Origin of the sequence: Gilvirhabdus luticola, assembly GCF_040117515.1 — a bacterium.
In the GTDB taxonomy this organism is placed as follows: Bacteria; Bacteroidota; Bacteroidia; order Flavobacteriales; family Flavobacteriaceae; genus Gilvirhabdus; species Gilvirhabdus luticola.
Map to the genome: position 1 here is coordinate 743,833 of NZ_JBEEEN010000001.1, position 13,372 is coordinate 757,204.

The window sequence follows — 13,372 nt, forward strand, 5'->3', positions numbered from 1 at the left end:
AGAAAAAAAAATCTATAAAACGCAAAAAAAATCGATAAAGTGCTATTAATTTATTTTTACTTTTTACATTAAACTAACGCCAATTTGGTGCAAAAAGTATGTTCTTATGAAAAATAATCCCTCATATTTTCATGATTACGGCAAATATAAAATAATTTTAATTGATATAAGTTTTTAAAACATAATTACGTTACTATATTTTTAGACAACAAGTTTCATTGTTTGTAATTACTGACTATTGTTTAAAAAGATTGTCTAAAAGAATGTCTTCGACTAAATTGGGTAAGGTGACCATTAACTCTGGTGTGCGGTACATCTCTCGTTTAATTGCAAAAATAGCTTCTTCATTCCTTGCCCAGCTCCTTCTTGCAATTCCATTATTTACATCATAAAACAACATGCTTTTTAACCGGTTTTCCGATTCCTCTGTACCATCTAGTAACAATCCAAAACCACCATTAATGACTTCGCCCCAACCAACTCCGCCGCCATTGTGAATAGAAACCCACGTGGCTCCTCTAAAACTATCGCCTATAACATTGTGAATAGCCATATCTGAAGTGTATTTACTTCCATCATAAATATTTGAAGTTTCTCTGAAAGGTGAATCTGTCCCACTAACATCGTGGTGATCTCTACCTAAAACAACCGGTCCAATTTCACCCTTTGCAATGGCATCATTAAAGGCTTGTGCTATTTTAATTCGTCCTTCTGCATCAGCATATAAAATTCGCGCTTGTGAACCAACAACCATTTTGTTTTTTTTCGCATCTTTTATCCAAGTAATATTGTCTTGCATTTGAAGTTGAATTTCTTCGGGTGAATTTTCCATGATTTCTTGAAGAACAATCGCCGCGATATCATCTGTTTTATCTAAATCTCCAGATTTACCTGAAGTACAAACCCATCTAAAAGGCCCAAAGCCATAATCAAAACACATTGGTCCTAAAATATCTTGTACATAAGATGGATATCTGAAATCAATATTGTTTTCTGCCATAATATCAGCTCCAGCTCTTGACGCTTCCAATAAAAAGGCGTTTCCGTAATCAAAAAAATATGTGCCTTTAGCGACATGCTTATTTATAGCTTCAGCATGACGCCGCAATGACTCTTGAACTTTTTCTTTAAAAACCTCTGGTTCTTCACGAATCAACCTATTAGATTCTTCATACGAAATACCAACTGGATAATAACCGCCTGTCCATGGAATATGTAATGAGGTTTGATCAGAACCTACATGTATAAAAATATCTTCATCATCAAAACGCTCCCAAACATCAACTACATTCCCAATATATGCAATGGAGACTATCCCATTGTTAGATTGTGCTTGTTTTACCCGAGTAATCAGTTCCTCCATATCATCAATAAGTACATCAACCCAGCCTTGTTCGAACCGTTTGGTCGCGGCTTTAGGGTTTATTTCGGCAGCTACAGTAATACATCCAGCGATATTTCCTGCTTTGGGTTGTGCTCCACTCATGCCTCCTAAACCAGCTGTTAAGAATATTTTTCCGTTTGGATTATCTTCTTTGGGCAAAATTTTACGGAATGCATTCATAACGGTAATAGTTGTGCCATGAACAATTCCTTGTGGCCCAATATACATGAACGACCCTGCCGTCATTTGTCCATATTGAGAAACACCAAGCGCATTAAATTTCTCCCAATCATCTGGTCTAGAATAATTAGGAATCATCATGCCATTAGTAATAACAACTCGTGGTGCATTTTTTGACGAAGGAAATAACCCCATTGGATGACCAGAATACATGTGCAATGTTTGATCATCTGTCATGATGGCTAAATATTGCATAGTTAAAAGATACTGTGCCCAATTTTGAAATACAGCGCCATTACCTCCATAGGTAATTAATTCTTCAGGGTGTTGAGCAACTGCAGGATCTAAATTGTTTTGAATCATTACCATAATTGCTCCTGCTTGAATTGATTTAGCAGGATATTCAGAAATTGGTCTTGCATAGATTTTATAATCTGGCTTGAATCTATGCATATAAATTCTACCATATTCTTTTAATTCTTCAGCAAATTCTTTAGTCAATTCTTGATGCCAGATTTTTGGAAAATAGCGTAATGCATTCCTAACCGCCAATTTTTTTTCTTCAATAGATAATATGTCTTTTCGTTTGGGTGCTCTATTTACATCTTTAGGATAAGGTTTTTTTATAGGCAAGTCTATCGGTATTCCTTGAAGTATTTGTTCTTGAAAAGTCATCATTAATTATTATTTTACAATCAACTTTTGATTTTTGACTAATTGGATCATGTAATTGATATCCTCTTTTAACATTCTATCTTCTTCCAGTTTGTCAACCTTTTCTCTAATTAGCACATAATTTTTCTCTATAATATCTGAAAATCTGTTAGGCCTTCTAAAGTCTAATGCTTGGGTGGCATACATTAATTCTATGGCTAATATTTTTTCAAGGTTTTCCAATATTTGATTGAACTTTCGCCCTGAAATACTTCCCATAGACACATGGTCTTCTTGCCCTAAAGATGTAGGGATACTATCGGCAGATGGAGGAAAACACAAGGATTTGTTTTCTGTTACTAAAGCAGCTGTTGTATATTGAGGAATCATAAATCCTGAATTTAATCCACCTGACTCTGTTAATAATCGAGGTAAACCATATTTTCCTTCAATTAACAAATAACTTCTTCTATCAGAAATATTACCAAGTTCTGCAGCGGCGATGGAAGCATAATCCAACGCCATGGCCAATGGTTGTCCATGAAAATTTCCTCCTGATATTGCCACAGTTTCACTCAATACTATAGGATTGTCGGTTACAGAATTCATTTCAACTTCTGCTAAATTATTTAGATGATAAAATGCATTTCTGGATGCTCCATGAACCTGTGGAATACATCGCATAGAATAAGGATCTTGTACACGAGCACAATCTAAATGTGATTTAATGTTTTGAGAATTTTTAAACAACAGTCGCATTCTTTTGGCGACTTTTAAGTTACCCTTAAAAGGGCGTATAGTATGTAGCTCCTCTTTAAATGGAGATTCACTGCCTTGATATCCTTCTATACTCATTGCTCCAGCCACATCTGCTAAATCCAGTAAATATTCCATCTTTTTTAACCCAGTTATTGTATGTGCTAAAATAAATTGCGTGCCATTTATAAGCGCTAGTCCTTCCTTGGCTTGAAGTTGTATTGGCTCGAGATTATGCTTTGCTAAAACCTCTTTAGCTGTAACAATCTTTTCATCTTCCCAAAACTCGCCTTCTCCTATTAAAGGTAAAAACAAATGAGCCAATGGTGCTAAATCGCCAGACGCTCCTACTGAACCTTGTTCGGGCACAACTGGAATTAAATCATTTTCAATAAAATATATAATGCGTTGTATTACTTCTAGTCTAATGCCTGAAAATCCATGGCACAAGGCATGAACTTTGCAAATCATCATGATTTTTGATAATACTTTACTTATAGGTTTGCCCACACCTACTGCATGTGTAATTAATAAATTAACTTGTAATTTACTCGTTTCTTCTGGTGTAATTTGCACATCGCAAAGCGGTCCAAATCCTGTGTTAATTCCATAAACCGCTTTATTTGAATTCGCTATAGTTTCGACTTTATTTCTACAGCTATTAATCCTTTGTTGAGCTTCTGAACTAATCACAGCTTGTAATCTCTGGTTTGCTATTTCGAATATCTTGTCTACCGTTAGTGTGTCTATTCCATATTTAAACATTGACATAAAAATTATCTGAAGTAAATGTGTGCAAAGTTATTTTAATTTTAGTAATAATTTGATTTAAATGCAATTTGAATAAAATAAAACACCGTTTCAAATTTGAAACGGTGTTTTTATAACCAACCAACTATATTGCTATTAATTTAAAATTCTAAATCTGCTACTATATCAAATTCGTCATAAATTGCTTTGTCTTTTAAGCCGTCAAAAAAGCTTGTTGATCCATATCTAACATCAAATTTTGAGCGATCTATTTTTAAAGATGCATTTGCCTTACTCCCATAGACTGACAAATCAAACGTGATGGTTTCGGTAGTGCCTTTAATTGTAATATCTCCTGTTATTTCGTAAGAATTTTTCCCAGTAGCTTTCACATCGGTAAAAACTAAACTAGCTGTTGGATATTTCTCAACTCCAAAGAAATCATCACTTTTTAAGTGCCCATCTAGTTTGCCCTTATAATCTCCTTGCAGATCTGTTGAGCCAATAGTAGTCATATCCATTATAAAGCTACCTCCAATTAACGTATCTCCTTCAAATTCTAGTTCACCTTCTTTAACTTGAATAGTTCCTTCATGAGAACCTGTTACTTTGTAACCCTTCCAAACCACCTTACTCGCTTCTATATTAACTTGTTTTTCATCTTTGCCCACAGCTGCATAAGAAACGCTTGAAAAAGCAATTATGGCTGTCATTGCTAAAGGCTTAATTTTATTTTTCATTTTTATATTTTTTAGTGTTAAACATTTATGGTTCAAATATCTTACATCATAGTGTGAATAAAAATGAAGTAGTTTATGAAATGATATTAAACTAGATTAACATTATCCCTCTTGAGCAATCTGGCTTTTTATTTTACTTAAGAATTCTTTGGTAATACCCAAATATGAAGCTATCATATATTGTGGTATTCGCTGTTCTATACTTGGGTAGCTTTCTTTAAAAAACAAATAACGCTCTTTTGCGTTAAGACTAAAGTTTCTTATAATACGTCTTTGTGTTGCAGCCAAACCTCTTTCAACTATTTTTCTAAAAAATCTTTCTAGTTTTGGGATTTTTAAATAAATGTCTTCCATTCTGTCAAAAGGAAATTGAATTAATTCTGTGTCTTCCAAACATTGAATGTTAAAGTCTGAAGGTGTCTGGTTGATGAAACTACCAATATCAGAAACCCACCAGTCTTCTATTCCAAGCATAAATACATGTTCCTGCCCATCGTCATCAACATAAAACATCTTTGTACAGCCTTTGATAATAAAAGAACTTGTTTTGCAGACATCGCCTTGTTGCAGAACAAATTGCCCCTTTAGATATTTACGAGACGTAAGATTTAATTTCAAAAAAGAAATTTCTTCTTTTGTAAGTTCAACAAAATTTTGAATATAGGATAATAGCGGCTTGATATTCATATACTTCAATAACTTTTTTAAGCTATGAAAGGTATTGAAAAAACATGGAATAAAAACGAAGCCTTACGAATTTGTAAGGCTTTACGGTTCTTAAAATGTGGTCCCACCTGGGCTCGAACCAGGGACTTTCTGATTATGAGTCAGATACTCTAACCAACTGAGTTATAGGACCTGTTAGTTTTCACTAACTCCTCTTTGTGAAAAAGAGTGTGCAATATTACTACATATTTTAAAACTCTACAAGGAATTTTATTCCTTTATATCCTGACACAGTTCAACAAGAACGCCATTTGTTGATTTTGGATGAAGAAAAGCAACCCATTTATTATCTGCTCCTTTTTTTGGTTTTTTATTCAAAACTTTAAATCCTTCTTTTTCAAGCCTTATAATTTCAGATTTTATATCGTTAACATCAAAAGCAATATGGTGTATGCCTTCTCCTTTTTTTTCAATGAACTTTGCGATTGGACTTTCATTATTAGTAGCTTCGAGCAATTCAATTTTGTTATTACCTACCATAAAGAAAGATGTGTTGACTCCTTCGCTTTCAACTGATTCTATTTTATAATGAGATTGGCCAAAAAGTTTTTCAAAAAGTACATTTGAAAATTCAAGGTCTTTTACAGCAATTCCTATGTGTTCAATTTTATTCATTTTAAACGTTTTAAGTCAAGGTACAAAATTTGTAAATCAAAAGTAAGATAATCTTTAAATATCAACTATTTTTGCATTATGGAAGAAAGCCAAAGACAAAAGAAAATAGCATCTCTATTAAAACGTGACCTTGTAGATGTTTTACAAAGTAGCGCTACACAAGGTGGTATGCAAGGTATTATTATTTCTGTGTCTAAAGTACGTGTGACGGTAGATTTATCGATAGCAAAAGCATATTTAAGTGTTTTTCCGAATAATAAAGGGAAAGAGCTTTTAGAAGGCATTAAGTCTAATGCTCATCTTATTAAGCATGAATTATCACAACGCACAAAACATCAATTAAGGCGAATGCCTCAATTAGAATTTTTTATGGATGACTCTTTAGAATATATTAATCAAATAGAAAAATCTCTTAAAGGCAAAGAAAATCCTATTAATAATCCTGATCTTTTAAGTAAAAGAAAAAAATCATAATTGAACGTTTCTCTTTACATCGCAAAACGTTATTTGTTATCCAAAAGTAGCAACAATGCTATTAATTTCATATCTATAATTGCAGCTATAGGTGTAATATTAGGTTCTGCTTCTCTTTTTATTGTACTTGCCGGTTTTGCTGGATTAAAGGATTTTACATTAGAATTTTCTTCGTTAGTCGATCCTGACTTAAAGGCTGTTCCTGTAACAGGAAAATCTTTTGTGCTTTCTGAAAAACAAAAAAAAGAATTAACCAATATTGAAGATATTGCGAATTACTCTCAAATTATCGAAGAGCGTATTATTGTTTCGTTTGATGATAAAAACTATTTAGCCTCAATAAAAGGTGTTGATGAAAATTACCAGAAAGTCAACAACATTGATTCAGTTATTCAATATGGCAATTGGCTAACCCAAAACACCCATGAGATTGTTGTAGGCTGGGGAATTTCAAGAAATCTTTCTTTTGGGGTTTTAGATTATGGTAAAGCTGTGAGTCTTTATGTCCCCAAGCCTGGTAAAGGCCAAATTACTTCTAGAGAAGACGCATTTAATTTAGTAAACGCTATTAATGTCGGAATATTTGATATTAACGAAAACTTAAACGATACATATGTTTTTGCCCCAATCAGCCTTGCTCAAGATTTATTAAATTATTCTTCAGATCAAGTTTCTGCATTAGAATTCAAATTAAAATCTGAAACAGACGAAGAATCGGTTAGAAATAGAATTAATTCTGTTTTAGGCGATAAAGTCTTACTGAAAAATAGAACTCAACTGAATACTACACTATATAAGATGTTAAATACTGAGAACCTTGCTGTTTATTTAATATTTACACTTGTTTTAATTATTGCGTTATTTAACGTTATAGGCTCTATCATCATGATGATTTTAGACAAAAAATCCAGTCTTAATACATTGTTTAATCTTGGAACAAGCGTTAAAGATATTCGTAAAATATTTTTTATACAGGGAACTTTAATGAGCGTTTTTGGTGGATTGATCGGGATATTTTTAGGTTTAATCCTCGTTATCCTCCAACAGCAATTATCCTTAATTATGATTACACCGAGTTTGCCCTATCCAGTAAGTCTTAAACCTATGAATTTTGTTTTGGTGTTTGTAACCATTTCTGTTTTGGGGATTATTGCTTCCAAAATAGCATCAAGTAGAGTTACTAAAACATTTGCCAGCAACTATACAAACTGATACTCTGAAAATTTTTCAAGTACTTCATCAAAAGCAGCAAATACATCTTTGCTTTCATCGCTGGTGACCATTTTCATTCTATATTCTTTAAAATTTGGAATACCTTTAAAATAATTGGTGTAATGTCTTCTGGTTTCAAAAACACCTAACTTTTCACCTTTCCAGTCAATAGACATTTGTAAATGTCTTCGCGCAGCTTCAACGCGCTCATGAATTGTAATAGGCTTTAAAACTTTGCCCGTTTTAAAATAATGTTTAACCTGTTTAAAAAACCAAGGATTACCAATACTTGCGCGACCAATCATAGCGCCATCAAGACCATAAATATCTTTCATTTCTTTAGCTTTTTCCGGTGAATCAATATCACCATTCCCAAAAACTGGAATGTGCATTCTTGGATTGTTCTTTACCTCTGCAATAGGTTTCCAATCTGCATTCCCTTTATACATTTGAGCTCGTGTACGGCCGTGAATTGCAATAGCCTTACAACCAACATCTTGTAATCTTTCAGCAACTTCTACTATCTTAATAGAATCGTGATCCCAGCCTAATCGTGTTTTTACAGTTATGGGCAGGTTAGTGCGTTTTACTATTTCTGCTGTTAGTTTTTCCATTAAGCAAACATCTTTTAAAATACCTGCACCAGCACCTTTACTTACTACTTTTTTTACAGGACAGCCAAAATTAATATCAATAATGTCTGGGTTAGATTTTTCAACGATATCAATAGTTTGTAGCATACTGTCTAGATTTGCTCCGAAAATTTGAATTCCAACAGGTCGTTCCTTTTCATAAATATCTAACTTCATAACACTTTTTGTAGCGTTACGAATTAAGCCTTCGCTAGATACAAATTCGGTGTAAACAACATCAGCGCCTTGTTCTTTGCACAAAGCTCGAAAAGGCGGATCACTTACGTCTTCCATTGGCGCTAACAGCAATGGAAAATCAGGTAATTCTATGTTGTCTATTTTTACCAAATCTTAAAATTTAATTTCTGCTTCTACTTCTTTCCCGTTTCTTTCAACAACTACAGTTGTTTTATCTCCTTTTTCGAAAACCGAAAGTGATCTCATATAACTCATCAAGTCTGTTATTGTGCTGTCGCCAAGTTTAATAACAATATCGCCTTTTTGTAATCCAGCTCTTTGTGCTGGTTTATCTTCACTAATACCATCAATACGCATGCCTTCGCCATCAAACAAATAATCTGGTACTACGCCTAAACCAACTTTAAAGCGAGGTGTTTCTTCACTTTCGTTTTTAGTTTTTCTAAAAGCCAATTTACCATTGTCGTCCAGATCTGTTATGATGTTATATATATAATTTGAAATGGTCTCCATGCCTTTATAATTCAATTTGTTTGAGTCATCAGAAGGTTTATGGTAATCTTCATGCTGACCTGTAAAAAAATGCAGGACTGGAATATCACTATTGTAAAACGATGTATGGTCGCTTGGCCCTACCCCAGATTCATTTTCAATAATTTTAAAACTTTTATTATTTGAAGTGACTATTTGCTTTAAAATAGGAGATGTGCCAACACCATAAACAGCTAATGTACTGTCTTGTTTTAATCTTCCAACCATATCCATATTTAACATATAATTTGCTTTTGTAAGATCTATGGAGGCATTTTTTGTAAAATAATTTGAACCTAGAAGACCCATTTCCTCACCCGAAAAAGCAATAAACAAGTAATTGTTATTTGGGTTTGAAGTCTTTAATTTACCAGCTAAATTTAACATAACTGCAACACCACTTGCATTATCATCTGCTCCATTGTGAATTGCTTTTTCAGAACCTCTATACAAAGACCCTTCTGCGCCATAGCCTAAATGATCGTAATGAGCGCCTATTATTATGGTGTTTTCAGCCTCATTGTCTATAAATCCAATAACGTTAGTTCCTGTAATTGTACTATCTCCTTCAGCTGAATAAGTGACTTTTTGATGAGGATTGGTTTTGGGCTTAAAGGAAAACTCCTGAAAATAGTTATTTGTTCCTTTAGCCATTAATCCAATATCTGTAAATCGTTGTGCAATATATTCTGCGGCTCTTTTCTCTCCTTCGGTTCCTGTTTGACGACCTTCTAAACCATCATTGGCCAAAAAAGTAACATCTTCTTTTATTTTGTTTTCGGGAACATACGCATTTTCACATCCGAGTAGCGATATAAAAAGAACCAGTAACGATATTTTCTTCATGCTTTAAACATTATTTTAGCGCAAATTTAATATTATTCTTTTTTATGAAGTATTGCTTTTCGTTATTAATCCTTATTATAATCCTGTCTTGTAAAAATAACCCTTCTTCTAAAGTTTTTTATGGAGAAACCGCCGAAGCTAAAGATTCTTTAATTTATCCCGAAGAAATACATTTTAAATCCTTACGGCAAGTAACTTTTGGAGGCGATAATGCGGAGGCCTACTGGAGTTTTGATGACCAACAATTGGTTTTTCAATCAAACAATAAAAACTGGAATGTAGGTTGCGACCAAATGTTTTTAATGAATGTTACAGACACTTTTGATAGTATCGTGCCACCTATGATAAGCACTGGGAAAGGGAGAACTACTTGCGCATACTTTCTGCCTGATAACAAACATATAGTTTATGCCTCGACACATCTGAAAGATGAAAATTGTCCCGAAACTCCTTTAAGGGTTAATGGTAAATATGTTTGGCCGATATATGATTCTTATGATATTTTTGTCGCTGATCTTAACGGGAATATCACTGCTCAACTTACTGATGAGGTTGGATACGACGCTGAAGCAACTGTTTCTCCAAAGGGTGACAAAATAGTTTTTACATCTACGAGAAGTGGTGATTTAGAACTTTATACTATGGATCTCGATGGAAACAATTTAAAACAGATAACCAGTGAATTAGGATATGATGGCGGTGCTTTTTTTTCTCCTGATGGAACAAAAATTATTTTTAGATCGTCAAGGCCAAAAACAAAAGAAGAAATTAAAGAATATAAAGACCTTTTAGCCGAAGGATTGGTTCAGCCAACCGAAATGGAGCTATATATATGTAATTCAGATGGGTCTAATTTGAAACAGCTTACGCAATTAGGAAATGCTAATTGGAGTCCATTTTTTCATCCTTCTGGCAATAAAATTCTATTTTCTTCAAACTTTGAGGCAGAAAGGGGATTTCCGTTTAATTTATATATGATCGATATTGATGGAAAAAATCTAACTAGAATTACGCATGGTGAAACTTTTGATGCGTTTCCAGTATTTTCAAATGATGGCAAGAAACTTATTTTTTCGTCTAACAGAAATAATGGCGGTGGACGAGATACCAATTTGTTTATTGCAGAATGGCAAGATTAATCTCTTTCTTTAAGTCTGTCTCTTTCTTTAAGGTCAATTTCTTTTTTATTATTAGTTAACCTGAAGTTTCCAAACTTATAATTAAAGCCAATAGTAAACATCTTGTTTTCTGTATACCAATCAGAATAAATATCTTGATTTTGATATCTGGTGGTCTGATTAAAGTTTAATGTGTCAAAAATATCGGTGAAACCTAAACTTAAAGACGCTCTTTTGTTGCAAAATGTTTTTCTTAAATTAATATCTAAGCTTGATCTGGAACTTACATCAACTGGTCCTTCAGCTACAGGAGAAATAAATAGAAATGTTAAGTCTGCTGTTAAACTATTGTCCTTTAAAAAACTAAAATAATTTATAATTTGAGTGTAGAATGACCACTTATCATTATTCAGTAAATCATTCTGATTATCTTGAGAATAAAATTTATTGTCATAATAAAAAACTGATGCCAGAGCATACAGGTTCCAATTGGGAAATAATTCTGTATAAGTTGTAAAGTCCAATCCGTAAGTGATAGCGTGATCTAAATTAGTATACGCATATTGCAGTTCGTTATTTTCGTTGTCTTGAATTGTTAATTCAATAATTGGGTTTCTCTCATAACGATAATACAATTCGAAAGTAAAATCCTTTCTAAAAGTATATCCAAAAGTAAGGACATCATCAATCTGTGGTTTTAGTTCTGGGTCGCCCACTATATAATTATTTTCGTTCAAGTAATATTTGAATGGGTTCAGTTCTCGATATCTCGGTCTTTGTATACGTTTGTTGTAATTAAAATATAATTCGTTTTCTTCTGATAATGGTTTTAGGATATGAAATGAGGGGAAAAGCTTAAAATAATCGTTTTCGTTTAACGTGTTTGTAGACTGTGAATTACTTTTAATGTCAGTATATTCAGCTCTCAATCCTAATTTTAAATTCCAATTTTCAAAATCTGAAGTGTAACTTAAATAAGATGCATAAATGGTTTCGTCATAAAGAAAATTGTCTGAATTTAGAGGGTCAATTACAGATTGACCATTCATAAAATTATACTGTTCCAGAATGTTTTTTGAATCAATATCTGTAAATTTTGCTCCAGCCTCAAGCAGTTTAGTTTCTTTAATTGGCAATTCATAATCAATCTGTCCTGTATAAAGTTTTATTTCTTGACTAGATAATGTTTGGAACATACTGTTTCTGATCAATGAATTATCTGGCCAATAGTAATCTGTGTCAACATTTTGATTGCTTGTGAAATCAAAACTGGTATGGTGTGCGCTTACTAATAGCTTTTCTCCTTCTCTTTTAAATTTATGTAAGTAATCTAAGGTGAATGCAAGATTGTTTTTCTTACTAATTAAACTATTGCTTGTAACAAATGTAGAGTCTAATTGATTGGCAGAATTATATACAGCGGTTGTAGAATTGGCAGTTTGTTCTGTGCTTTTTTCTGGAGAAAGGAAAATGTTAGTGGTAAATCCAATTCTATTATTTTGATCTAATTCATACTCTAAATTGGTATTAATGCTTTGGTTTCCTGTTTTTCTCTCTCTTTCAAAATCTGTTTCCCAGCTATTTGCTGGCTGATTATTGTCAAAAAAGTTTATTGATTCATCTATTTGCCGATAATCTTTTCTTGGGCTTATACTATAATTTACATAGGCATTTAAATTTTTTGTTTTAAAAAAATGGCTTGTACCAATTGAATATTTTGGGAATTTTTTGCCTTGTTTATAGTTTCCGAAAACACTTCCATTATATCCAGAAATAACATTTTTACTAGTGATAATGTTTAAGACCACACCTCCTTCGGCTTCGTATTTTGTTGGTGGATTAGTGATGACTTCTATTGATTTTATGTTTGTAGCCGATGTTCCTTCCAGTAGTTGTTGAACCTCTTCTGATGATAAATGAACTTTCCTGTCGTTTATATAAATAGATGGTGTCCTGTTTTTAACTGTTATATTCTGGTCGCGAACTAAAACTCCTGGTGTATGTTTCAAAACGTCTAAAACATTGTTTTCAGAAAGTGTAGAATTTTCAACATTAAAAACTAATCTATCAACCAAACGCTTAACTGTTGGTTTTTTTGCAATAATAGTCACGCCATCAAGTTCTTCTGTTTTTTCTTTAAGAATTATGGTCTTTAGTTTTAAATCTTTACTTAAATCAAGAGTATCTCTATAAGTTATATAGCCTAAATAACTGACTTGAAAAGCATAGTTGCTTTGCTTAAGTTCGACTAATTTAAAAGTTCCGGATTCGTCTGTTGTTGTTCCATGAATTATTGCTGAATTACTGATATCTGAAACTATCACATTAGCAAAAGAAACTAGCTGGTCATGCTCATCTTTCACCGACCCAGAAATGGAAAAATTTTGTGCTATTATTAATGTAGGTAACAGCAGGCAGGAAACAATTAAAACAATTCTTTTAATAAAATTCAAATTCAATGTTTTAAAGTCGCAATATAGCATTTCTTTTGTATTTTAATCTACGGTAAAACCGTAATGGTGCCTTTGTGTTTTGTTTAAAATAAAGCTATTAAAG

11 protein-coding genes and 1 tRNA gene are annotated in these 13,372 nt (G+C 32.8%); 3 read left to right on the plus strand and 9 right to left on the minus strand.

Annotation, left to right across the window (positions count from 1 at the left end):
- Positions 1-235 precede the first annotated feature (235 nt).
- The 6 genes from AAFP94_RS03415 to mce all read right to left on the minus strand — a co-directional run bounded on the left by AAFP94_RS03415 (position 236) and on the right by mce (position 5,805).
- Positions 236-2,239: a urocanate hydratase gene (locus AAFP94_RS03415; RefSeq protein WP_316661266.1), complete on the minus strand. Its 2,004-nt coding sequence runs from the start codon at positions 2,237-2,239 to the stop codon at positions 236-238.
- A 9-nt stretch (positions 2,240-2,248) separates the two neighbouring features.
- Positions 2,249-3,739, minus strand: a complete 1,491-nt coding sequence (hutH, locus tag AAFP94_RS03420) for a histidine ammonia-lyase (protein ID WP_316661265.1) — start codon at positions 3,737-3,739, stop codon at positions 2,249-2,251.
- A gap of 146 nt (positions 3,740-3,885) precedes the next feature.
- A complete protein-coding gene (locus AAFP94_RS03425) occupies positions 3,886-4,464 on the minus strand; it encodes a YceI family protein (RefSeq protein ID WP_316660487.1) in 579 nt (192 codons plus the stop codon).
- A 102-nt stretch (positions 4,465-4,566) separates the two neighbouring features.
- Positions 4,567-5,151, minus strand: coding sequence for a Crp/Fnr family transcriptional regulator (locus AAFP94_RS03430; RefSeq protein WP_316660486.1), 585 nt, complete (start codon positions 5,149-5,151; stop codon positions 4,567-4,569).
- 98 nt (positions 5,152-5,249) lie between these two features.
- Positions 5,250-5,323 (minus strand) — tRNA-Ile (locus tag AAFP94_RS03435).
- A gap of 77 nt (positions 5,324-5,400) precedes the next feature.
- A complete protein-coding gene (gene mce / locus AAFP94_RS03440; RefSeq protein ID WP_316660484.1) occupies positions 5,401-5,805 on the minus strand; it encodes a methylmalonyl-CoA epimerase in 405 nt (134 codons plus the stop codon).
- A 78-nt stretch (positions 5,806-5,883) separates the two neighbouring features.
- On the opposite strand from mce, the gene rbfA reads away from it, so the two are divergent.
- Together rbfA and AAFP94_RS03450 are read left to right on the plus strand one after the other, a co-directional pair.
- Positions 5,884-6,279 carry a 30S ribosome-binding factor RbfA gene (gene rbfA, locus AAFP94_RS03445; RefSeq protein ID WP_316660483.1) on the plus strand — a complete coding sequence of 132 codons (396 nt, stop codon included), beginning with the start codon at positions 5,884-5,886 and terminating at the stop codon, positions 6,277-6,279.
- Positions 6,280-7,491 carry an ABC transporter permease gene (locus tag AAFP94_RS03450; RefSeq protein ID WP_316660482.1) on the plus strand — a complete coding sequence of 404 codons (1,212 nt, stop codon included), beginning with the start codon at positions 6,280-6,282 and terminating at the stop codon, positions 7,489-7,491. It abuts the gene before it with no gap.
- Here AAFP94_RS03450 and dusB read toward each other — a convergent pair.
- Together dusB and AAFP94_RS03460 are read right to left on the minus strand one after the other, a co-directional pair.
- Positions 7,479-8,471 carry a tRNA dihydrouridine synthase DusB gene (gene dusB, locus AAFP94_RS03455; RefSeq protein WP_316660480.1) on the minus strand — a complete coding sequence of 331 codons (993 nt, stop codon included), beginning with the start codon at positions 8,469-8,471 and terminating at the stop codon, positions 7,479-7,481. The two genes, AAFP94_RS03450 and dusB, sit on opposite strands and share 13 nt — an antisense overlap.
- A gap of 3 nt (positions 8,472-8,474) precedes the next feature.
- A complete protein-coding gene (locus AAFP94_RS03460) occupies positions 8,475-9,698 on the minus strand; it encodes a M28 family peptidase (RefSeq protein WP_316660479.1) in 1,224 nt (407 codons plus the stop codon).
- Between the two features lie 44 nt (positions 9,699-9,742).
- On the opposite strand from AAFP94_RS03460, the gene AAFP94_RS03465 reads away from it, so the two are divergent.
- Positions 9,743-10,837, plus strand: coding sequence for a TolB family protein (locus AAFP94_RS03465; RefSeq protein ID WP_316660478.1), 1,095 nt, complete (start codon positions 9,743-9,745; stop codon positions 10,835-10,837).
- Here the strand turns inward: AAFP94_RS03465 and AAFP94_RS03470 are convergent.
- Positions 10,834-13,269: an outer membrane beta-barrel family protein gene (locus AAFP94_RS03470; protein WP_316660477.1), complete on the minus strand. Its 2,436-nt coding sequence runs from the start codon at positions 13,267-13,269 to the stop codon at positions 10,834-10,836. The genes AAFP94_RS03465 and AAFP94_RS03470 overlap by 4 nt on opposite strands.
- Positions 13,270-13,372 lie beyond the last annotated feature (103 nt).